The 21,505-nt window shown below is 66.9% G+C and carries 20 protein-coding genes, 1 tRNA gene and 1 pseudogene; 13 read left to right on the forward strand and 9 right to left on the reverse strand.

The annotated features are described in order from the left end of the window. Nucleotides 1–334: 334 nt before the first annotated feature. The 10 genes from VJT49_RS28120 to VJT49_RS28160 all read left to right on the forward strand — a co-directional run bounded on the left by VJT49_RS28120 (nucleotide 335) and on the right by VJT49_RS28160 (nucleotide 6,538). Entirely contained in the window at nucleotides 335–472 is a 138-nt protein-coding gene (locus tag VJT49_RS28120) for a hypothetical protein (protein ID WP_324167958.1), read from the forward strand. Nucleotides 473–698: 226 nt separating this feature from the next. After that, on the forward strand, nucleotides 699–1,586 hold the full coding sequence (locus VJT49_RS28125; protein ID WP_324167959.1) for a S1C family serine protease: 888 nt from the start codon (nucleotides 699–701) through the stop codon (nucleotides 1,584–1,586). Between the two features lie 112 nt (nucleotides 1,587–1,698). After that, nucleotides 1,699–2,307, forward strand: a complete 609-nt coding sequence (orn, locus tag VJT49_RS28130) for an oligoribonuclease (protein WP_324167960.1) — start codon at nucleotides 1,699–1,701, stop codon at nucleotides 2,305–2,307. Between the two features lie 65 nt (nucleotides 2,308–2,372). Further along, nucleotides 2,373–2,448, forward strand: a tRNA-His gene (locus VJT49_RS28135). A 504-nt stretch (nucleotides 2,449–2,952) separates the two neighbouring features. Next, nucleotides 2,953–3,504 carry a pentapeptide repeat-containing protein gene (locus VJT49_RS28140; protein ID WP_324167961.1) on the forward strand — a complete coding sequence of 184 codons (552 nt, stop codon included), beginning with the start codon at nucleotides 2,953–2,955 and terminating at the stop codon, nucleotides 3,502–3,504. After that, the gene (gene larC / locus VJT49_RS35490; RefSeq protein ID WP_414636105.1) at nucleotides 3,501–3,695 is read left to right on the forward strand and encodes a nickel insertion protein; all 195 of its coding nucleotides are present in this window, start codon (nucleotides 3,501–3,503) and stop codon (nucleotides 3,693–3,695) included. Before VJT49_RS28140 ends, larC begins: the two co-directional genes overlap by 4 nt. A 418-nt stretch (nucleotides 3,696–4,113) precedes the next feature. Further along, complete coding sequence (locus VJT49_RS28145; RefSeq protein ID WP_324167978.1) at nucleotides 4,114–4,332, forward strand: alginate lyase family protein; 219 nt, start codon at nucleotides 4,114–4,116, stop codon at nucleotides 4,330–4,332. 72 nt (nucleotides 4,333–4,404) lie between these two features. Next, nucleotides 4,405–4,641, forward strand: coding sequence for a hypothetical protein (locus VJT49_RS28150; protein WP_324167962.1), 237 nt, complete (start codon nucleotides 4,405–4,407; stop codon nucleotides 4,639–4,641). Between the two features lie 354 nt (nucleotides 4,642–4,995). Then, nucleotides 4,996–5,763, forward strand: coding sequence for a rhomboid family intramembrane serine protease (locus VJT49_RS28155; RefSeq protein WP_324167963.1), 768 nt, complete (start codon nucleotides 4,996–4,998; stop codon nucleotides 5,761–5,763). Between the two features lie 175 nt (nucleotides 5,764–5,938). Further along, entirely contained in the window at nucleotides 5,939–6,538 is a 600-nt protein-coding gene (locus VJT49_RS28160) for a DUF4291 domain-containing protein (protein ID WP_324167964.1), read from the forward strand. 263 nt (nucleotides 6,539–6,801) lie between these two features. Here VJT49_RS28160 and VJT49_RS28165 read toward each other — a convergent pair. The 6 genes and pseudogenes from VJT49_RS28165 to VJT49_RS28190 form a co-directional block, all read right to left on the reverse strand. Beyond that, a pseudogene (locus tag VJT49_RS28165) lies at nucleotides 6,802–7,092 on the reverse strand (LLM class flavin-dependent oxidoreductase); the annotation flags it as partial. Then, entirely contained in the window at nucleotides 7,093–7,740 is a 648-nt protein-coding gene (locus VJT49_RS28170; protein ID WP_324167966.1) for a hypothetical protein, read from the reverse strand. A gap of 1 nt (nucleotide 7,741) precedes the next feature. Then, nucleotides 7,742–8,686: a hypothetical protein gene (locus VJT49_RS28175; protein WP_324167967.1), complete on the reverse strand. Its 945-nt coding sequence runs from the start codon at nucleotides 8,684–8,686 to the stop codon at nucleotides 7,742–7,744. Continuing rightward, on the reverse strand, nucleotides 8,683–10,842 hold the full coding sequence (locus VJT49_RS28180) for a hypothetical protein (protein ID WP_324167968.1): 2,160 nt from the start codon (nucleotides 10,840–10,842) through the stop codon (nucleotides 8,683–8,685). The genes VJT49_RS28175 and VJT49_RS28180 overlap by 4 nt, the downstream gene beginning before the upstream one ends. 31 nt (nucleotides 10,843–10,873) lie before the next feature. Next, nucleotides 10,874–11,467 carry a toll/interleukin-1 receptor domain-containing protein gene (locus VJT49_RS28185; protein ID WP_324167969.1) on the reverse strand — a complete coding sequence of 198 codons (594 nt, stop codon included), beginning with the start codon at nucleotides 11,465–11,467 and terminating at the stop codon, nucleotides 10,874–10,876. A 373-nt stretch (nucleotides 11,468–11,840) separates the two neighbouring features. Further along, nucleotides 11,841–12,803, reverse strand: coding sequence for a hypothetical protein (locus VJT49_RS28190; protein ID WP_324167970.1), 963 nt, complete (start codon nucleotides 12,801–12,803; stop codon nucleotides 11,841–11,843). A gap of 720 nt (nucleotides 12,804–13,523) precedes the next feature. Between VJT49_RS28190 and VJT49_RS28195 the strand changes: the two genes are divergently transcribed. Both VJT49_RS28195 and VJT49_RS28200 read left to right on the forward strand, forming a co-directional pair. Further along, nucleotides 13,524–13,850: a hypothetical protein gene (locus VJT49_RS28195; protein ID WP_324167971.1), complete on the forward strand. Its 327-nt coding sequence runs from the start codon at nucleotides 13,524–13,526 to the stop codon at nucleotides 13,848–13,850. A 5-nt stretch (nucleotides 13,851–13,855) separates the two neighbouring features. After that, entirely contained in the window at nucleotides 13,856–14,029 is a 174-nt protein-coding gene (locus VJT49_RS28200) for a helix-turn-helix domain-containing protein (RefSeq protein ID WP_324167972.1), read from the forward strand. 45 nt (nucleotides 14,030–14,074) lie between these two features. Here VJT49_RS28200 and VJT49_RS28205 read toward each other — a convergent pair whose 3' ends face one another. Both VJT49_RS28205 and VJT49_RS28210 read right to left on the reverse strand, forming a co-directional pair. Then, entirely contained in the window at nucleotides 14,075–16,282 is a 2,208-nt protein-coding gene (locus VJT49_RS28205) for a peptidase domain-containing ABC transporter (protein WP_324167973.1), read from the reverse strand. A 61-nt stretch (nucleotides 16,283–16,343) separates the two neighbouring features. After that, the gene (locus tag VJT49_RS28210) at nucleotides 16,344–16,982 is read right to left on the reverse strand and encodes a hypothetical protein (RefSeq protein ID WP_324167974.1); all 639 of its coding nucleotides are present in this window, start codon (nucleotides 16,980–16,982) and stop codon (nucleotides 16,344–16,346) included. A gap of 344 nt (nucleotides 16,983–17,326) precedes the next feature. On the opposite strand from VJT49_RS28210, the gene VJT49_RS28215 reads away from it, so the two are divergent. After that, nucleotides 17,327–18,304, forward strand: coding sequence for an ISAs1 family transposase (locus tag VJT49_RS28215; protein ID WP_324167976.1), 978 nt, complete (start codon nucleotides 17,327–17,329; stop codon nucleotides 18,302–18,304). A 2,110-nt stretch (nucleotides 18,305–20,414) separates the two neighbouring features. Here the strand turns inward: VJT49_RS28215 and VJT49_RS28220 are convergent. Next, nucleotides 20,415–21,224 carry a helix-turn-helix transcriptional regulator gene (locus VJT49_RS28220; RefSeq protein WP_324167977.1) on the reverse strand — a complete coding sequence of 270 codons (810 nt, stop codon included), beginning with the start codon at nucleotides 21,222–21,224 and terminating at the stop codon, nucleotides 20,415–20,417. Nucleotides 21,225–21,505 lie beyond the last annotated feature (281 nt).

Genomic DNA, 21,505 nt, shown 5'->3' on the forward strand with positions numbered 1-21,505 from the left:
TTCCATCGTCACCGGCTGCGCGCCCGTGACCGCCATGACCCTTCCCTGACCGGTCCGCGCTCCCTGGGTCTCCCGCCCCCGCCCGGGTCGAGCGCGGGCCACCCCATCCCCCGCCCGACGTGAGGGTCGAACTTGGCGACAGTGTCCTCATGCTGTTCGATGCCAAGCCGGGCTGGCCACCCACCCCCGCTCACCTGCGGGTCTATGTCGCCGACGTGGCCACGACCGTTGAGCATGCTCTTGCGGCCGGAGCGCATGTGGTTACCCACCCGACACTGCTCGCATTCGGCGAGCGCGCGCCCGCGTCCGCGACCCGCAAGGGCACCTGTGGTGGTTGCACGAGTGGGTCGAGGACGTCTCGCCCGACGAGTTGGGCACGCGCTTCGCCTGCCCCGCCGTTCTGGACGCGATGGCCCATGTCCAGCGCACCCTCCGGGAGGAACTGGAGAGTGCCAGCACGGATCGGCAGTAGTTACTCCGCCCGAGCGTGTTATCCGTCAGACCGACCCTGAATGGGCACACCGTGAGCGCGACGGAACAAGCGCGGAAGTCGCCGGACAACAGATCGCGAGTGACGCTGGAGAAACGCGTGCGATCTGCCAACACACACTCCGGCGCGTTTCCTCAGGGAATTCTTCTCAGGAAATTTCTGGGTTCTGCCACAGGATTTTCCCAGCTACGCCCAAGATCCTGGGCCTATGAGCGAGAACGACGTCCGGCCCACCGGGTACCAGCCACGGAGCTATCCGTACTACGCCCCGCCGGTGCTCGCCCCAGCGTCGGCGCCCCCGAAGGGCCGCCCCGGCGCCCGGCTGGTGACCGTCACCGCCATCGTCGCCGCGCTGGTCGGGGGCGCGAGCGGGGCCACGATCGCGACCCTGGACAGCGGTTCACCCACCGGCACCACGGCCTCCCCCACCACGGCCACCGTCGCCGGCAACACGAGCACCGACGTCAGCGCGGTCGCGGCGAAGGTGCTGCCCAGCGTCGTTCAGGTGAACGTCACCACCCGCCAGGGCGCGGCCATCGGCTCCGGCGTCATCCTGACCTCCGACGGCAAGATCCTCACCAACGCCCACGTCGTCGAGGGCGCCACCGCGGTGACGGTCGCCCTCTCGGATGGCACGAAGTACCAGGCCGACGTGCTCGGCGCCGACTCGACCGCCGACATCGCCGTCATACAGGCACAGAACGCCAGCGGGCTCACCGCCGCGACGCTCGGCGACTCCAGCCGGCTCAAGGTGGGCCAGCAGGTCGTCGCCATCGGCTCGCCCGCCGGCCTGCAGAACACCGTGACCTCCGGGATCGTGAGCGCGCTCAACCGGAAACTGTCCGACATCTCGGGCGGGCAGCCCGCACCCTTCGGCCAGACAAGTCACCGGACCGGGTCCTCGCCCAGCTACACCGCCATCCAGACCGATACCGCCATCAACCAGGGCAACTCGGGCGGCGCTCTGGTCGACCTGTCCGGCCAGGTGATCGGGATCAACTCGGCGATGTACAGCCCATCCGGCGGATCCGTCGGCATCGGCTTCGCCATCCCGGTCAACGACGCCAAGACGATCGTCGACCAGATCACCGGCTGACAGTGCGGGAACGGCCGGGTGGAACGGGCCGCGACGGGGGCGGCCCGTTCCACCCGGCCCCGAAGGTCGGACCTTCGCCCCTGGTCGCGGCGCCAGGCGTTAGGGTCGTCCGGTGACCGATCGTCTTGTCTGGATCGACTGTGAGATGACGGGGCTCGACCTCGCCAAGGACGCCCTGATCGAAATCGCCGCGCTGGTGACCGACGCCGACCTCAACGTGCTCGGCAACGGCCTCGACCTCGTCATCCACGCCGGCGACGACGTACTGGCCGGTATGCCCGACGTCGTCCGCGAGATGCACACCCGGTCCGGACTCACCGAAGAGGTCCGCCGATCCACCATCACCCTCGCGGAAGCCGAGCGCAAGGTCCTCGACTACATCCGCGAACACGTGCCCGACCCGGGCGGCGCCCCCCTCGCCGGCAACTCGATCGCCACCGACCGCGGCTTCATCGCCCGCGACATGCCCACCCTCGACGCCCACCTGCACTACCGTATGGTCGACGTGTCCTCCATCAAGGAACTCGTCCGCCGCTGGTACCCCCGCATCTACTACGCCAAGCCCGAGAAGGGCCTCACCCACCGCGCGCTCGCCGACATCAAGGAGTCCATCGGCGAACTCGACTACTACCGTCGGACCGCCTTCGTGCCCATGCCCGGACCGACCAGCGAGGAAGCCCGCGCCGCCGCTCTCGAAGTGCGACAACGGCACAGCGCATAACCCGTTTCCAAGCCGCCGGGACGGCACGCTACGATATGCGGGCCGAGGTCGAGAGACGTCGCACGGTGGGTGTAGCTCAGCTGGTAGAGCACCTGGTTGTGGTCCAGGATGTCGCGGGTTCGAGTCCCGTCACTCACCCCACTGGGCCTGCCTGTTCGGTGTGCCACCTTCCCTGGGTTCGTCATAATGTTGGGGGCCGAGCCCCCGCGCCCCCCACGGTGCGAGCTCCATCGCCTTGCGGGCGCGGGCACGATGGGGGCTGACCAGCGCCGATTTGGCATGGGACTGGCCAAAATCGGTTTGGCATGGGGCTGAGCGGCGCCGGTTTGGGGTGAGGACTGACCGATGCGGGTTAGAGTGGGGGCTGGACAGCATCAGGTTGGTGGCTTGTGTGATCGGGGTGGCGTTGTGAGTGGGTTGCGGGGGGACTGTTCTCGGTGTTTTGGGTTGTGTTGTGTGGTGTTGGGGTTTTCGAGGTCGGCGGATTTTCCCGTGGATAAGCCGGCGGGGACCGCGTGTCTCAATTTGGCCCAGGATTTTCGGTGTTCGGTTCATCGTGAGCTGCGGCCTCGGGGGTTTGTCGGGTGTACTGTTTATGATTGTTTCGGGGCGGGGCAGCGGGTTTCGCAGGATGTTTTCGGTGGGGTGGACTGGCGGTCCTCGCCGGACGTGGCCTCGGTGATGTTCCGGGTGTTTCCAGTGGTCCGGCAGTTGCATGAGCTGCTGTGGTACCTCGAGGAAGCCAGGCGGATCGCGGCGGCGGTCAGGTTTCGTGCCGAGGTCGCCGGCGTTCACGAAAAGGTGGAGCAGCTCGCCGGGTCGGCCGCCGAGGTGCTTGCCGGGATGGATGTGGGAGTGGTTTGGGGAGAAGTCAGCGAATTGCTGGGCCGGGTCAGCCGGGCCGCGCGGGGGAAAGGGCGTGAACTCCAGCGCGCCGACCTGGCGGGAAAGAAACTCCGGGGGACGGATCTTCGGCGGGCCAATTTGCGCGGGGCGTTTCTGATGGGCGCCGACCTGCGCGGGGCCGACCTGGGGCTGGCCGATCTGATCGGGGCCGATCTGCGGGGTGCGGACCTGCGCGGCACCAATCTGGCCACGAGTCTCTTTTTGACCCAGCCTCAGCTCGCGGCGGCCAAGGGCGACGACGCCACGAGGATGCCGACCTCACTGCACCGGCCCTCGCACTGGGGGCAGTGACTTCCCAGACTTCCCAGACTTCCCAGACACACCCGACACCGCCAGCCATTCGTCGGAGCAGTGCCGAGCTGTTCATCCGATGTGTTCGGCCAATCTGGGCCGTCTCCCCCATCGCGGTCGGCGGCGGCACGGTCACCGCGGCGCACGGCCGGCTCCCGGTACCGCCGCCCGCCGTGCTCGCGCGCTGCTGACCGGGGCGGGCGAAATTGCGTTTCACACTCGACAGGTAGCGCACTATAGGTCATATGTTCACGCGGACCGCGGACCGATGAGGATCACGGAGCGCGCATGTCGAAGAGGCTTACCGTCGTCGCGGGTATCGCCGCGTTGGTCATCTCGAACGGACTGGCAGCCAGTGCCGGCTTCCGCCCAGCGGCGACAAGCATGACTACCTGAGCCTGGCCCCCTACTGGTGGGCCAGCCAGCCGGTGAGCCCGGACAACCCGTGAGGCTGCCCGTCCGTGCAGCGGGACGGCCAGCGGAACCCGCTCGTCGACTCGATCCCCGACCACGAAGCGCGCAACGACGCGTTCGCGGCGATTCACCGGCTGTCGCTGGCCTGGTACCACACGGGCGATCGGTGGGTACGCCGAGCGGGCGGAACTCGACCTGCGCACGTGGTTCCTCGACGCGGCAACCAGGATGCACCCGAACCTCAACTACGCGCAGGCATTCCCTGCCAGGCGGACGGCCGAACATCCGGGGTCATCGAGTTCACCGAGGCACTGGCCGACGTGGTCGACGCGGCCGCCATCCTCGACGCGGGTGCGCCCGGCTGGCACCACAGCGATCACGACGGCATCGGCAAGTGGTTCGGCGACTTCCTGACCTGGCTGCGGACCAGTCCTGTCGGAACGGAGGGAGAGCGCGTCGACGAACAACCACGGCAGCTACTACGACATGCTGAGCGCCGCGCCGGCCGTCCACACCGGACGGACCCGGCTGGCCAGGGACATCGTGCGGCAAGCGGGTCCGAAGCACATCGCGGTGCGGATCAAGGTGGACGGCTCCCAAGCCACTCGAGTTGCCCCGCACCCGAAGCTGGCACTACGCGACCTTCAATTTGATCGCGCTGACCCGTTGATCGCCCTGACCCGGCTGACGCAGATCGGCAAGAACATCGGCGGGGACCTGTGATCCTACCGGTCACCGGACGGCGGCAGCCTGTTCGGCGCGGTGGACTTCCTGATCCCGGCGACGCTGGGCGCGTCGGCGTGGACCTAGCCGGAACTGAACTTCCAGCAGTGGGCGGCGAAGGACATCCTGCACGCCGCCGAAGCCGGTAACACGCGGGCGAGGGACGCGCTGCCCAAGGAGCCGAATCCGCCCGAAGGGGATCCATGGACCATCCGGCCCGCCGCGGAGCGGCTCGACCACATCGCGACCTGAGGCCGGGAGCCGTGCCCGGCCGGGCACTTTCCCGTTGCGGGACCGTAGAAGCGCCCACCACCTCGACGGACACGCTCCGCGTGACTCGCTCTAAACTGAGACGTGATTCCCGTCCACGACGTGAACCCGCTGCGCCGCACCCCGTGGGTCACGTACGCGCTGATCGTGACGAACGTGGTCGTGTTCCTGCGAATGCCCGCAGCCGCGCATTCGCTGATCGGCCAGACGACCCTGGGCCAGCTCTGCCAGCTTCAGGCGTTCATCGAGCGCTGGGGCGCCGTGCCCGTCGAACTGCTGCACGACCAGGCCCCGGCGCTGGTACCCACCGGGCAGGGGGTGGTGACCCAGCAGGGTGCCGGTTGCCTGCTCGGTACGCCGGGCTACCAGAAGTCGCCGCCACTGTCGGTGCTGACCTCGATGTTCCTGCACAACAGCTGGAGCCATCTGCTCGGCAACATGCTGTTCCTGGCGATCTTCGGCAACAACATCGAGGACCGCCTCGGCCGGATCCGCTTCCTGCTGTTCTACCTCGCGTGCGGTTACACGGCGGCCTACGGCTATGCCCTGACGAGCTCGAATTCGGCAGTCCCGTTGATCGGGGCGTCCGGCGCCATCGCCGGGGTGCTCGGCGCGTACCTGGTGATCTACCCGCGCGCGAGGGTGTGGGGCTTGATCCCTGTCCTGTTCTTCCTGCCGCTGCGCGTGCCCGCATGGCTCATGCTCGGGATGTGGTTCCTCCTGCAAGCCCTGTACGCCACCGGATACGGGACCGCGCAGGCCGGGTCGGTCGCCTACGCGGCGCATGTGATCGGTTTCGTTCTCGGGGCGCTGCTGGGTTTCACCATGCGGGGCAGAGCCGCGGTCCACTGAACTCACCTGAAGGGCCCGCGAGTTCGGCCAGGTCGTCGAGGTAAACCGGGTTCGGCGGGCTCCTGCCGAACGACCAGCCGCCAGTACGTGGGCGCGGCGAGCAGGTCCAGTGCCAGGCGCCCGCCGCGTTTTCGTGTCGTCCCACCGGCATGGCTTCGCGTAGCATCAACCCGACATGACAAGAGTGATTCGCGCGTTGTACGACGACGCAACGGTCACGGTTTACCAGGCCTATTCGCCGGAAATCGCGACCGCCGCACTGACCACCGGCACCCTCGTGCCTCCGTTCAAAGTGGACAGAATGACGTGGATCAAACCGTCGTTCCTCTGGATGATGTACCGGTCGGGCTGGGCGACCAAGCCCGGCCAGGAACGGGTGCTCGCGATCCGCGTCAAGCGCTCCGGGTTCGACTGGGCACTGCGGAACTCCTGCCTGTCCGCGTTCGATCCCGGGCACCACGAAAGCCCCGAAGAATGGCGGAGGCAGCTCGCCGAAAGTCCGGTCCGGATCCAATGGGATCCCGACAAGGACCTCCAGTTGTCCCCGCTTCACCAGCGAGCCATCCAGATCGGACTGGGCGGGGTCGCGGCCCGCAAGTACGTCGCAGAGTGGATCGTGTCGATCTCGGACCGGACCGAACTGGCGCATTCGGTGCACGCGATGGTGAAGGATGGCCGGGCATCGGAAGCCCTCGCGTTGCTGCCGAAGGAACGCGGGTACCGGGTCTCGGCCGGCATCGGAGGCCGGATCGGTCTGAATGCTCGTCCCACTTGATGCGAGGTCGGAGACAGTTCCGCGCGGACGTCTGATTTGCGCGCCCACCGGCGGGAGCATGCGGTCGGCGTTGACCGGTGGCACGAAGCTGGTGTGGTCCGTCTTCGTGTGTGTCGCGCCTTCCTCGGGAGCCTGCTGTGGTTCCTCATCGCGAAGTCGAACGCCGACCGCATCGGTGCTTGACGGCGGATGGGGAACTCACACGACGGGAACGTGGGACACGCGTGCGTCAGGCGGCTGAATCGTCCAGTTCCTTGCGCACCTTAGGCAGGCAGGACTTCGGCGCCCAGGAGTTCGATCGCGGTCATCACCCGGGAATGCGGCGCGCCGGCCCAGTCCATCCGCATCGCGTACCGGTCGGCGCCGACGGGCTTGCCGACGGAAATGAGCCGGTCGGCGATTTCGTTCGGGCTGCCGGCGAAGATCGGCTGGGCGCCACGGACGTACTCGTCGTATTCCGCGCGCGTGGGCACCGCCCAGCCGAGGGCTCGGGCGCCGTACTTCATGGTTTCCAGCCAGTAGGGGTAGAACGTCTCCTTGGCGTCCTGCGACTCTCAGGGCCGGACACGGGTCAGCCGCCATTGGCTGATCAGTTTGCCGTTGTTCTTCAACGTGAGTTCCAGACCGTTGATCTCGTACAGGTAGGTCTTGTTGCGTGCGGTGAAGCCGTTCGCGGTTTGGACCGCGTCGAGCGAGATGTGATTCTCGGAGTTCACCTCGGCGCCGCTCACCTGGCCGTCGTAGTGGAGCTGACCGGTGCGGTCCCGGCACAGAGTCACCAGGTGCCGGTCGGTGCGGTACTGAGCGACCAGGACCGCGTCGTCGCCACTGCCCGGCAGCCATCGAGCGACTTCGGCCGGGCAGGCGGTCGGGCTCGGCACCGACGAGGGGTCCGGCTTCGAATCCCCGACGCTGGACAGCTGGCCGACAAGCTTGCTCAGCAAGGTGAACACGAAAATCGCCGCCACGGCACGCACGCCCAGCTTCACCAGCCGTCGGCGCGCCCTGGGTGTCATCGGCCGGTGCGCCGGACGCGACGGAGGCTCCCCGACCGGCGGACGCACCGCGGGCACTGGAGGCGCCGGTGGCGGGGGTGGTGGTGGCGGCGTGAGCCAGATCGTCGCCCGGTCGAGCGGCGCCGCGACGACGCCGCGCTCCGCCTCGACGCCTTCGGGAAGACTCGGTAATTCCGGTGTGGTCACGTCAGCTCTCGCTCCCGGAATCCTCGTCGCCCGCCGGCGGAGCAGCCTCGCCTTTCCTTTCCGGCTCGGACGGCGCCTTGCCCTCGATCACCCGGCCGCGCCCGGACCGTTTTTCGAGGCGATCGCGGATGCCGCCCTGTTTCCCCGGGATCGACAGGCCCTCCCCGGGAAAGAACTCGCTGAGGACCTGCTTCCGGACCTCCGCGGCATCGAAGTCCTCCGTGGTCTCGCCCATGAGGATCCGCAAAGCGTCCAGCTTCTCCCGGATCTCGGCCTCCCGGTCGTCACGCTCCCGGTCAAGCAGCGACATCGGGTTGCCGCCGTCGATCGACATGAGGTGGGCGAGCATTTCCTGCCTTCCGCCGCCGGCCACCGGACGCATGGCGTCACGGCGCATCTCCTGCACCCTGATCTCCCGCCGCGTGGTGACGATCTCAGCGATGTCCGCCGCGCTCACCGACACCGAGAACCCGCTCAGTTGAACCATGCGAGGCGAATAGGCGGAGCTGAGTCTCGCGGTGATCGCGGTCTCGGCGGCCGTGGGATGCATCGCGTCGAACCCAGACGCGACTTCGCGCACGATGCTCCCTATCGACGGGCTGAGCGCCGCTGTCATGTCCCACACCGCGTCACGCACGATCCGCACCGGGTCGACGACGCGACACGTCAGCCGGACTGTCACGGTGAACGGAAAAACCGCGTCGGAGCTGGGCGCGTCGCCGGTGAACGCGAGACCGCGGTTGGCCATGTCGACGCGGTACATCCGGCGGTAGTTCCCGGTCCGGGGGTCGGGTACCCGGCCCCCGGGCCAGACGACGAGTGGCTCTCCCGCGGACCGCTCGAGCACCAGCGCGGTGCCGATCGCGGGCGTCCGCAATCGCGAACCGATCCGGATCCGGCGCAGCTCGGCTTGTTCCAGAATGGGGTTGTAGGTTTGGTGCGTCACGCTTCTTCTCCCGCTTCGACAAGTTGGTCGTAGAAGTCCACGGCGGCGTCCGACGGGTCGTTCGGGTCACGAGCCCATCCCCGCAGCGCGTGCAGCAGCCGGTCGAAATCGGTGATGCTCCGATCGGCGATACCCCCGATGACGTCCAGCACGGTCGCTCGCATCGCCGGGTCACGGTCGGCGATCCGCACCCACGACCGGAGGGCATCCAGAGCCAGCGGGCGGGCCGACTCGTTCGCCAGCGCACGCCCCCAGAGCTCGGGCAGGGCGCTACGGTGCTGACGGGCCGTGTCCATCAGCAGCGGATGATCGTCCGAAGATTCCTCAGGTGAAACGGCGAAGGCGAACATGGTAAGCGCCTTCACCGTGGCCTCCTCGGTGGACACCGGCTCTGTCCACTCGAGAAGGGCATCGAGAACTTCCGCGGCGCGGCCCGCCTCCAGCAAGGTCTGCGTGCTCATCGCGATCGGCTCGAGCAACGCCCAGTTTCCGTCGTAGACAAGAGTTCGCAGCACGCGCAGCGCCCGGCCGGGATCTCGCGTGCCCAGCGGTCCACCCACCGCCAGCCCGGCGGTGGCCGGCAGGTTCCGCATATTGCCGGAACGTACCAAATCCGCCCATTGCTCCACATAGGACCACGCGGACTCGGCGTGCCCACCCAGTGCGCCCGCCACGTTCAGCCCCAGCGCGGCGCTCTGCCGCAGAGGCTTCGACCGTGCGGTCGCCCAAGGCAACAGGTACTGGTGGACGCCATGTTCGAAGTCGTTGTCGGCCAAGATGCCGGCCGCCTGCGCGGCACGGGCTCGCACCTCGACGTCGCTGTGCTCGGCCAGCCCCTTCAGCCAGGAGAGAATCTTCGTGCGCGCGCCGTCGAGCTCGAACCAGGTCATCGCGAGCACAACCGCACGCACGTGCGCCTGCTTGAACCGCAGCGCGGGCGGCCCACCTTGGTCCTCCTGCGGGTCCACCAGCTCGATCCACCGATATTCCGCCATGAGCCAGCGCAGATAGCGCGGGGTCAGGCTCGCGGTGCCGGTGCTCAGCTGGCGGTACAGCGCGACCGCCGCGTCGGCGACGTAGAGATAGCTCGCCCCTTCCAGGACCGCGGTGGCCAGCACGAACGCGATCTCGGCCGGGTCGGGATCGTTCTCCAGCCACGCCCGGACCTGATCTTCGGGATTGCTCAGCTTCGCCACGACCTCGGTGAGACCCGTCTCCCCCGGCGATCTGAGGGCCTCGGCCAGGTTGACCGCGGCGCGGGTCGCGAACCCGGGATCGTCCCGTTCGGCCAAAACCTCTTCGAGGCCGGCGTCGGACAGGCGGAGGTCGAGATCCGAGGCCACCCACGGAACCTCGCCGCTGACGCGCCGCCGCACGATCTCGAGTGGATCGGGCAACTCCGGGTCCTCGAGCACGAATTCCGCGCGCAGCGAGGCCGTCAGCAGGGCGCCGCGGACCGGACCGGTAACGGCCACGAGGAAGCTTTCGTTTTCGGCCAGCCGATCCGCGGCCTGCGACAGCCACCCGTCGGTGATCTTCTCGGCCGCACAGCTGCCGTTCTTCCCGGGCTCGTCCACGACGAGCAGCCCGCACCCGCGCTGCGGCACCCGCCAGGTCAGGTTGCCCAGCACCGAACCGGTGAGCTTCACCACCTCGGGATCACGCCCGGTTCGCCGCATGGCTTCGTACAGCGTGGCGACCGCACGGGTGTACCGGCCGGTTCCCGCCGGTCCGGAAAGGATCAGGAGATTGTTGTCGGTCAACATCTCCACACTCTGCTCGAATCCGGGTGGCGGGACGAAGTACTCCGTCCGCTCGACCAGTTCCTTGGGCTCCAGCCGCACCCTGGTGGGACGGCCGGCCGAGGACCGCCGGCTCGTGGGCGCGCCCGAGACGAAATCACCGCCGACCGTGAAGTCGCCCTGGAACACGTTGACCGTGCTCACGCCCGCCAGCCGGCTGATCCCCTCGGAGATGATCTTTCCGAACCGGACACTGGACAGCTCCGAAGCGTCGGAGACCAAGCTGGTCAAGGCTTGCTCGCGGGTGGCGGGATCGGGGTGCCCGGGTTCCCCGGCGGACGGCTGCTCCTTGGGTGGCCGAGAATCCGGCTGCGGCGCCTTCTCCTGCGCGTCAGTGGCGTTGTCGTCAGTCAATTGTGGACTCCGCGATCAGGTTTCCGGAGATTCAGCCGACCTTGGGGCCGGCATAGAAGTCGCCGTCGAAGTGCATGGTTTCGGCCTGGTTGAGCACTCCGCTTTCGACCTTCGCGACGAACTTCGCGGCCGGCGCGGTCTCGTTGGGCTTCTCCGCGGCGCGCAACCCAGGGATCAGCTGGCGCAACCTCATGGCCAGCCGGTCGACATCGGGCCGGGCGCTCCGAAAATGGATCTTGATGTCCTGCAGGTCGCACAGCCGTCGCAACTCCTCCGGCAGCTCCTCCGGCTTGACCCGCCTGGCGTCAAGCAGCACGGGAATGACCTGCTTGCCGAGGTCGAACGCCGTCAGTATTTCGCGGCGAACGAAATCACGGGGATCGTCGATGCGCCGGTTTCCGTGCTCGTCCGCGGCGGTCAGCCACTGGGGTCCCATGATCACGAGCAGCGCGTCCGACTCGCCGACGGCCTTGAACATCTCGGCCTCCCACTCCGCACCCAACGGTATGGACTTCGACGCGAAGAAAACCGCAGCGGAACCGAATCTGTCGGACAGCAACTGATCCAGCATCACCGCGCCGTACGGCTCGTCGACCGTCCGGTAGTTCAGAAAGACCTGCGTCACCTTAAGTGCCTCTCCTGAGGGGATGTGGTCGCCGGACCGAGGGGCGCTCCAGGCCCCTCAACGATGGAGAGCATTTTTTCTCAACCAACCAGGGGCTTGACAAGTCCTACTTGCCGGTAAATCCGGCGTTTCCCGTTTCCTCTCCGTAACTGTCCCGAATCTGTCCGCTATTTGTCCAATCAGGGCCGTCGGGGAACATTCAAATTCCAGCGGTCTCTGAATTCTTTCCCGTTTCCCCCGTCGGCCCGTACGGGAAACCCGCCGTGGGCGCGGCCTGCCTGTGCGTCCTGGACCGGGGAACTGCTACGGCAGGACGCACGGCCGGAGTGGCCGGTGATCGGCACCTCGCACGTGTCCGATCCGGCCCCGAACGTCATCGCCTGGTGCCGCTCCAGCGGAAGCCGTGGGCGAGCCCTCGCGCCAGCCGACGGAACTCGGCGCCCACCTCGCACGCCTCGTCCACCTCCGCGGGTTCACCGGTCGCCAGTGGATCGTCGAGATCGCGCTGGAACGCGCTGTTGAGGCGCCAGACCGCCGCCGGAGGGCGCCGGGGATCGAACTTGATCCGCAGCAGGTAGTGGTCGCATCGGTACTTGGGCACGCACACGTAGTGCGGCGACATTTCGCGGCCTTCGCGCATCCGGAAACGCAACGTGAACTCGTGGCGCTCGCCCCGCGTCAGGGGGCGTGACAGGGCCAGTTCGAACCCGACCCGGTCGGAGGCTTGCCGGCGGGTGCCGGCCAGCCTTCCGCCGGAAAACACGTCGATGTCCAGTTCGGGGGCGTCGCCGCCGGGCGGCGCGGTCACCGTGAGCGCCAGGTCGAGCGCGTGCAGACCGTCCCGCTCCGCGACAACGGTCCGGGTTTCGAACGCCTCCGGGGCGGGCAGGGCGAGGTTGACCAGCGTACGCAGGTTCGCGGTGTACCAGCCGGGGCCCGAATCGTCCACGGCCTCCTCGGCCAAGGCACGACTCTCCATGATTTCGACAAGGTGCCTGATTCCCTCGTCGACCCAGCGGCGAATGGTGCGCGGGTTGCGTTTCAGCCTTTCCGCGGCCTGGTCGATCCGGTCCCGATAGAACGGCTGCTGGTTACCCTCGTCAAGCGCGAACGCGGCCAGCGACGGGCTCCGCAGGTCCTCGGGCAACGAATCGATCGCCGCCAGCAAGGTCGAGGAGATCTTTTCCCTGATCTCCGCCGGAGAATCGCCGCGAACCAGACCGCACACCCGGCGCAGCGCGGGCCCCACCCGCTCGCCGATCCGGTCCACCCGCACCCCGCGGCCCTTCCGCAGCGACTTCAGTTCCTCCGCGAGCTCGTTGTGCCCGTCGCCCATCCAGATGCCTCCACTCGGTGTGGAGATACAGCCTGAACGGTCCAACGCGCGCGACGCAAGCGCACCAACCCCATCGGCGCAACGCACCGCGCCTTGGCCGTTTCCGCCCCGGGCAGGCAACAGGAAATACCTACCGCGAGCCACGCCATGAAGCCATTCTCAAATTAGCGAAACGGACTCCCCACCACGCTTCCCCACTCTTTGGAAAAGGCCGAAAACATGATGGTCATCGCCCCTTTCTCGACAATTGCCAGATTGGTTCTGTGCCTGGTCGCGTTCGCCGTGATCGCGGGTTTCACCGCGGCCCAGCGAGATTCCGAAGCTCCGGCCACCACCCCCACGGTCTCGTCCGCGGACCAGACCCATGTGGTCCGCGCCGCTGAGCGAAAGGAGGTGACACGACCATGCAGACTCATTTCGTGTTCGGGCTGATCCTCGGCTGGCTGAGCGTGTTCGCCGGCTGACCCGCGAAACGGCCGGCCGAACCAGGCCGGCCGTTTCCGCTATGCCGAGTTACCGGGAGAAAGGGAAAAAGAAATGGAAGTGTTCTGGGCCTACTGGTCGCCGCCCTGTTGGCCTGGGATCCTTTGAGCCGCGAGCGGGCGATGCCGGATCCGGCGTCGCGGAGGCGGTCAACTCGCCGACGGGCCGGTCCAGACGGCCGGCACGTACCCGAGGCGCACACGCCGCGGGTGGTCGCCGACCGGAACGGACGCGATCTTGTTTCCGGTCGCGAAGCTGATCGAGGTGATCTGGTCCGCACCGCCTTCGGAGATGACGCACGCACTTCGGCTGCCCACCACCCTCGAGGTCGACGCACTGGTCGTGGCCGCCCCGGCCGCGACGCTGGCGGAGATCCGCGAGCGGTACCTGCCGTGCACCACCGCACTACCTGCCGCCGACCGACTGGGCCTGCGCCACGTCACGGACCTGGCCGGCGAGACAGCAGTGGCGGCGCAACCCACCCTGGCCGCCTTGCTCACGAAACCCTTCTGCGCAGCCTCGACGACGACGACTTCCACCGGCAACTGTCCCGTACCGCCCTGACCTATTTGGACCACGGCCGGCGCCTCGACCACACCGCGACCGCCCTGCACGTCCGCCCCAACACGGTGCGGTACCGCCTCGGCAGGCTCGCGGAGATCATCGGCGTGCCGCTGAACGTCACGCCCACCATGCTGGAGACCCTCCGCTGGTGGTGGGCCCTGCACATCTGGCTCGAATAGCAAGTGCCGTTGAGCCAACTCGGATATCAGCTTTCATCCGGGGACTTACACGGTGGTTTCGGCGCCAGTGGCCATGGCGGCATAGAGGCCACCGTAGGCGACAAGCGTGTCGTGGTTCCCGATTTCGGCGATACCGCCGTTGTGCAAAACAACGATGGTGTCGGCCCGGCGGATGGTGGACAGCCGGTGCGCGACGGTGATGGTGGTGATGCCCGCGTGCGCGAGGTTGTTGCCGATGGTGGTTTCGGCGAGGGTGTCCAGGGCGCTGGTGGCTTCGTCGAGAATGAGAATGGCGGGCCGGTGGGAGAGGGCCCGGGCGAGGGCGAGGCGCTGGCGCTGGCCGCCGGAGAGCGCCGAGCCGTTTTCGGAGATGATGGTCTCGTAGCCCATGGGCATTGTGGCGATATCGCGTTCGAGGTCAGCGAGTTGCGCGGCGCGTCGGACCTCGGAGAATGGCAGGTCGGGATTGCCGAAAGCGATGTTCTGGCGGATAGTGCCGTTGAAGACGGCGACCTCCTGGGTGACGACGCCGCACTGGCGGCGGACAGTTCGCAGGTCCAACTCGCGCAGGTCGTGTCCGTCGAGAAGGACCCGGCCTTCGGTGGGCGGGTAGAAGCCGAGGATCATTTTGACCAAAGTGGATTTGCCGCTGCCGGAAGGACCGACGAAGGCGATCTGGGCTCCGGCGGGAATGGTGAGAGCGATATGGCGGACCGCCCACGAGCCGGCGCCGGGGTGGCGCAGGCCGACGTCGTGCAGGTCGATATGGCCGGTCAGGGTTGGGGCCGGGCGGCACGTGCCCGGACCCTGTTCGGTAGTAGTGGCCAGGACGGTGGCCAGCCGGCGCAGTTGGCCCTGCACGCCCTGAAGCTGTTGGACGGTGACCGCGAGCCGGGTCAGTGGCTGGGAGAAGTTCGCGGCGAGCGCGATGAGACCGAACATGGCGCCGACGGAGTAGGCGCCGGAGAGGACCTGCCAGCCGGCGAGCAGAGGCAGAATCAGGGTGGATGCGTCAGCCGCTGCGGTCATGGCGACCGAGACCACGGCACTCAGCCGCGCCCGTCGTGTACCGGCGGTGAGCTGGCGTTCGTACAGGGTATGCCAGCGGCTGAACGCCCAGGCTTCGCTTCCGGCGGCCTTGACCGAGTCGATGCCGCGGAGTGCTTCGGCCGCGAAGCCGGTGGTCTTGCCGGCCTCGGTGAGCTCGGCAACGGCCAGCAGGGTGATCCGGCGGGCGGGGATGGCGACGAGCAGGATCTGCACCACCCCGAACCCGGCCGCGACCAGCCCGAACGTCGGGGACACGGCGAACAGCCCCGCGGCGTAGGCGACGACCAGGATACCGTCGAGCACACCGCTCAACGTGCTCTGCGTGAGCACCAGCCGCGCCTGGCTGTTCGCCGCCATCCGGCCCAGCAGATCACCGACGGAGTGGCTCTGGAAGAAGCTGTAGGGCAGTAGGAGCAGATGTTCGAAAAACGAGGTGGACAGGGTGCGGTCGACCTGGTTCTGCAGGTTGACCAGCAGCAGGCCACGAACCAGGCTCACCAGCGAGCGGCAGAGGACAACCAGCCCCACGCCGGCCGCGATCACCTGCAGGGTGGCGCGCTGCCCGGCCGGGATGACCTGGTCGACAACGATCGTGGTCACCACCGGCCCGATCACCCCGAGGCCGATCAGCAGCAGCGACGCCAGGGCAACCTTGGTGATCACGGGGCCGACGCCGCGAGCGCGCAGCACCCGCTTGGCCATGACCCAACCGGGGCTCGCCGGGTGGGTCCCGCCGGGCCGGAACCCCGGCCCCGGGGCCATGGCCAGGGCTACGCCGGTGAAGTTCTCGTCCAGTTCCTGCCGGTCGACGACGACCCGGCCGCGCGCCGGGTCCACGATCACCGCGTCCTCGCCGCGGAACCGTTCCAGCACGACGAAATGGTTGAACCCCCAGTACAGGATCGCCGGCCGGTCGATCCGGGCAAGGTCGTCGAGCCGCTCCACCTGGTACGGCTTGACCTGCAGGCCATAGCCGCGGGCGGCGGTCGCGACCGCCAGCGCACTCGCCCCGTCCCGGCCGACGAAACACCGTTTCGCGCATTCCTCGACCGCGGCCAGGCGACCGAAATAGCCCAGCACCATGGCTAGGCAGGCCGCGCCGCACTCGGTCATCGTGTCCGAGATCAGCACCGGAACCTGCCGCCGGGGCCGGATCCGTACCGCCCGGTGCCGCCCACTCCCTTTCACACCTTCCCCAATCATCGTTTTCTCACCTGTGACGGTAGGCGCCGTCCACGCCACGCCACGCCCGCCCGCCCGACGGCTACGAGCCCGCCGACAGCCCGGTCGAGGAGACAAGCCAAATCAGTGGCCGATCGGCCACGCGGCCCCTGGCGGTCACCACCACGGACCCGCCATTCGCACCGAAGGCACGACCGCCCGGCGCCGAAGGGCCGGTGCCCTGCGCGAGCACACCCCGCGCCGGCAGGCCCCCCGCCCCGGCCAGCGCCGGGAACACGGCCACCACTTGCGACACGGTCAGCACCGACCCGTCACCGGACACCGCAACCCCGACCGTGCCCATGCCGTCCGCGGCGGGCACCTGCACCGTTGTCCCCCGCCGCACCAACCCCGCCGCGCTCTCCGGGAAAACGGCCACCACCCGGCTCGACCGCACCCCGTCCGCCCCCACCAACAGCACCGGCACGCTCACGAACACCGGCACCTGGACCAGCACGGAAAACAGACCGAGCACCACCAGGTACGTCAGGCTCGCCGTGACGGCAACCCGCCACCATCGCTTTGCCGACCCGCCGTCGGGCCGGCGTTCGGCACCGGCCGGATCGCCACCCCACCGCTCGTAGTGCGCGAGCGCCGACTGTCGGAACAGCCCGCGATTCAACGGCTCGAAAACCGACGAGCCGTCGGCATCCGGCGCCGGTTTATCCCCACTGCCCGCCACCGCGAATCCTTTCCCGTCGCACGAATGTTGCGATTCCTCAAATAAAGCTGTGAGCCATTGCCTGCGATAGCCAGGCGCAGCGCGACCCGCTACCCGATCACCCAGGGCCACGTCATGTTGACTTCATGTAGTTGATCATGACGTAGCGTGATCGCCCTGAGTGGCTGGGACGGGGTCCGGTACGGGGATGATCTTTCGTTTGGGAATATGGAGATTGCTACGTCAACATTCTCCCACGCAGAAGGTCATCCGGTGTCAGTGTGTCATGGTTTCTCGTCGTTGTCGAATGCGGCTGATGGCGCGGAGGAGTGCGGTATTTCGAGTTTGTTGGATGTTTGGGGCGTGTGAAGAATCGGCGGAGTGCGCGGGGGCGGGTGTATGAGTTGGTGTTCATTTTGTCGGTGTCGTTGGTGGCGGTGCTGGCTGGTGCGTCGAATTTTCGTCAGGTTGCCGATCAGGTTGCGGATTTTCCACAGTCGTTGCTGGCCAAACCGGGCGGGAAGTGGTGCTATTTCCGGGGCGTGTTCGGGTGGCCGAGCGAGCCCACGATCCGACGCGCGCTGGAGGATATCGACGCTGGTGGGCTGGACCGCCTGATCGGCATGTGGCCACGTGAGCGAGCGCGCCCGGATTCCGATGACATGCTGGTGCTCGCGATTGATGGCAAGGTGCTGCGTGGCGCCCGGACCGGTGACAACGATACTTTTACGTTGTTCTCGGCGATGATCCACGGCGTGGGGGTCACGGTCGCGCAGGTGCGGATTCCGGACGGCACGAACGAGATCACACAGGTCGAGACCTTGCTGGCAGGAGTTCCTGCGGCGGACGAGGAACGTGTCGTGGTGACGATGGACGCCGCGCACACTCAGCGCGACACGGCCGATCATGTTGTCGCCGGGCGCGGCTTCGACTACGTGATGACGGTCAAGGGAAAACCAGCCAACATTACTGAAATCAGTGTTCGGGAAATGTCTTCCGCTGATGCGAGAAAGGTCGGGCCGTGTGGGAAAGGGCGTGGGCAGGTGAGCCAGTGGTCGACGTGGGTCACCGACGCGACCGGTATCGACTTCCCGCACGTGCGGCAAGTCGCGTGTATTCGCCGTGAGGTCTTCACACTCGCCGGGGCCAGGATCACCAAAGAGCACGCATGGACAGTCGCCGGCGGCGGAGACAATCATCTGGAAGCGGCCCCGATCTACATCACCATGTCCGAGAACATTGGGGAATCGACAACAAAAGCCACTACGTGCGCGACACCACCTGACATGAAGACGCACACCAAGCCTACTCAGGAAGCGGGTGGCAAGTCATGGCGACACTGAGAAACGCCGCCGCCGGGCTTCTACGACTGAACGGCTTCAACGCAATCAAGGAAACCACCGAATGGATCTGCCGGGACCGGAATCGAGCACTACCACTGCGCGCTACCTGGAGCGATAATCGACTACACACGGCGAACATGACATTGCCCTGCCCAATCACCACGGACGACGGTCAAGTTGGAGGAAGTAGTGTGCACCGGGCTGTTCGCCGACGCAGCGCAGGCCCTCGAGACCGCCAGGGATGCGCCGAGCCTGCTCTTTACCTGATCTCGTACGCGGCCAAGTGAGGACCACGCTCCGGACAACACTAACCGGGGGTGTAAGTCACCGGACCGCGACGCACGCCAGGGCACGGCTTCCTCGCATGCGCCGCGGTCCACGTCATCGAGCCGACGACACCGTCCTACTCCAGCCGGACTTCGTGATCTTGGCTGGTGGGGCCGGTGAACGTGGGTGCGGCCACTAGTTGATCATGAATGGTTTGTGCAAAATCCGCGGCGGCGCTGCTTCAAGATCAATATGCGGACCGGCCACCCGCCAGCGCCATGCAGACGCCTCGACCTCGTGTCAGGTCGAAGACGCGCCCATCCCCTGCGCCACTTCGGAGCCCCCTCTGTACACAACAGCTGCACCCGAGTCAGACCCAGAATTAGATGTTTGACCCGCCTCGGACCCAGAATCTGCGGCCCCGCCCATGTCAGCCGCGCCCAGCCCAGCAGCAGCCCCGCCGCGGATGGCGCCCAGTTCGTCGTCGGTGAGGGACTGCAGCGGCTCGAGTGACTCCGCCGGGTTGTCCTTTTCATACATGGCTTGCTCTTTCTTTCTCGTCTCCACCGGTTGGCGAAGAACCTGATATGCGGCTTTTCGCCACACCACAAATATCTTGTGGCGGACGCGTCCGCGGAAGACACCGTTTATGCAGCATTCCCGATGTCCTCGCGGAAGTAACCATCGGGAAAACCACAGCGTGGATGCTGACACCGCCACTACCACCATGAGCCGCCGACATACCCACACCGATGCGCCGGTCCCGTCACCGAGCACCGCACCGACCTCTCCTCCCTCAATCGGCCTCAACCGCAGATCGCCCGGCCATCGTGACCACTAGGACATCAACGTTGATCAAGCGGTCTCCGGCCCGGAAATTGGCCGCACAGACCGAACACACACGTCGCCGCGTCGCCATGATCGACGCCACCGACGCAAAGTCGGCGCGCACAACCAATGGGCTGGTCGCCGCCGCGGCGGCGCACGTGCGCGGCGCCCTGCAGGGCTCCTCCGACAGCATCTCGGCGGCACCACGCCGCGCGGTGCTTCTTTCAGTGGTTCCCAGGGGTTGTGGGTAGCAACATGCCGCGGCAGCGCGCCGGTCGCGATGGTGACCGCGAGATCACTCGTATCGCGTGCCCGAGCACACGTTCGTCCACACGCAACATTCGCCCGCTGGTACGACCGGCACCGTGAGCACGAATGCCGAGCACGAACTGACGGTCCCACAGCTCGTGCTCATACTGCCGCCGCGCACGAATCCCGCATCAGAACCAGCCGTCATCACCAAACCGCTCTTCAGCGGGGCTTCGGAACCTGCCTGATCAAGCCCTGACGTGCTACTCGGGTCTGTCAGTTTTTCGGTCACACCCCAACACCCAAGAACGCGCCCCAAGCGCGAGCGATGGGGATCGACGCGAGGCGGGGCTCCGCCCAGGTCAACGCGAGCGCGCGCGACGGCAGCGACAGGCGCGGAATTCCGAGATCATGGAGTTCTCCGATGCCCCATGTCTGGAAGACCGTGCCTGCCGACGCACCATCGCTGATCCCACCAACCCTTGACGAGGTCCATGAGCGGCCAGAGCTCGCCGGCGAAATCCGTCCGAGAAAGTGTCGGACCCGCGTGATCCACGAACGTTCCGGTTCCGATGTTTCTCGCGCCCCGTTCCGGGACCACTCACTCAGCCATCTGGGGTCGATCGACTCGTTGGAGACCTTGAGCTGTTCCCGGCTGAACACCCGGAGCATCCCCGCCCACGCAGGCGACGAACCGTTCGTCGGTGAGTACCGCCAGCGGCTCCGGCGTGTACTTTGGGGCCTTCACCCGTTGACCCCGGTCAACCTAATCGTCCACGACGTCACTGACGGGCAAATGCAAAACGACTGCGAAATTATCCGCCCACACGGGCCGAACGACTACCACCTGCATTGCCTGCACGCCCAGCGTGGGATGGCGGAGCGACCAGGTGTTGGGGCGCTGACTGCAGACGGGATAGTCGGGCCACCACGCCCCGAACTCGGGACTGACATTGGACAATTCCGTGATCAGGCAGGTCAGCCGTCTGTCGCCCAGCATCGTCGCCGACGCGGCACGGAGTCGCCCCACGATGTACCAGGCATTTTCCTCCCAGTTCACGAAACGCTCGCGCGCTTCGGGTTCCACGAGCATCCACCAGGCAACGTTGCGGTGCTGGCGGGGAAACTTGCCGAAGTCGGTATACCATTCCTCGGTCGCATCGTTCCACGCCAACACGTCCAGCTGCATGTTCCTGGCGTAAACCGGGTAAGGAGAGCGGAAGGCCCGGACAATCTCCCAGAGCAGATCGTAGTCATGGGGTTGCGAGGCCGGCGCCGTCAGCGGTCGCCGACCATAGGCAAGCAGGTGGAGGTAGCCGCGTTCGTCCTCGCTGAGTTGCAGCACGCGGGCGAGGCTGTCAAGCACCTCGGGCGATGGATTGATGTCTCGGCCTTGCTCAAGGTACGCGTACCAGCTTGTGCTCAAGCCGGCCAGAACGGCGACCTCCTCGCGGCGGAGTCCAGGCTTGCGGCGCCGTCGATCGGTTGGCAGACCTACGGTAGACGGATCGATCCGCTCACGACGGCTACGTAGGAATTTTCCCAGGTCACAACGTTGTGACTTGTTGTCGGGCACGATGGTCCTCCTCGTCCCTTCTGACAAGGGCGTCGGGATCGGTCAACGTACCCACTCAGGGGTGATGCCCGTGTAGGGGTTGGTGTCGGCTTGTAGCCGCCCGAGGAAGGCGGTATGGCCGCCGCGCAGCACCTACCTCACGCCAGTTCGGGTAAGTAGTCAACGGCCAACGGGTTGGGTTTCGGTTGGCCGTGATCTTGGACGCAAAAGACCCCAGGCCTTCTGACCTGGGGTTACTGTGCGCCATCAGGGACTCGAACCCCGAACCCGCTGATTAAGAG

The sequence above is a fragment of the Amycolatopsis sp. genome (genome assembly GCF_035276945.1).
Lineage (GTDB): Bacteria > Actinomycetota > Actinomycetes > Mycobacteriales > Pseudonocardiaceae > Amycolatopsis_E.

Excerpts from the sequence above, each read along its gene's own strand:
- VJT49_RS28125 (WP_324167959.1), top strand. The coding sequence starts at position 699 with ATGAGCGAGAACGACGTCCGGCCCACCGGGTACCAGCCACGGAGCTAT.
- VJT49_RS28150 (WP_324167962.1), top strand. The coding sequence starts at position 4,405 with ATGCTGAGCGCCGCGCCGGCCGTCCACACCGGACGGACCCGGCTGGCC.
- VJT49_RS28160 (WP_324167964.1), top strand. The coding sequence starts at position 5,939 with ATGACAAGAGTGATTCGCGCGTTGTACGACGACGCAACGGTCACGGTT.
- VJT49_RS28190 (WP_324167970.1), bottom strand. The coding sequence starts at position 12,803 with ATGGGCGACGGGCACAACGAGCTCGCGGAGGAACTGAAGTCGCTGCGG.
- VJT49_RS28205 (WP_324167973.1), bottom strand. The coding sequence starts at position 16,282 with ATGATTGGGGAAGGTGTGAAAGGGAGTGGGCGGCACCGGGCGGTACGG.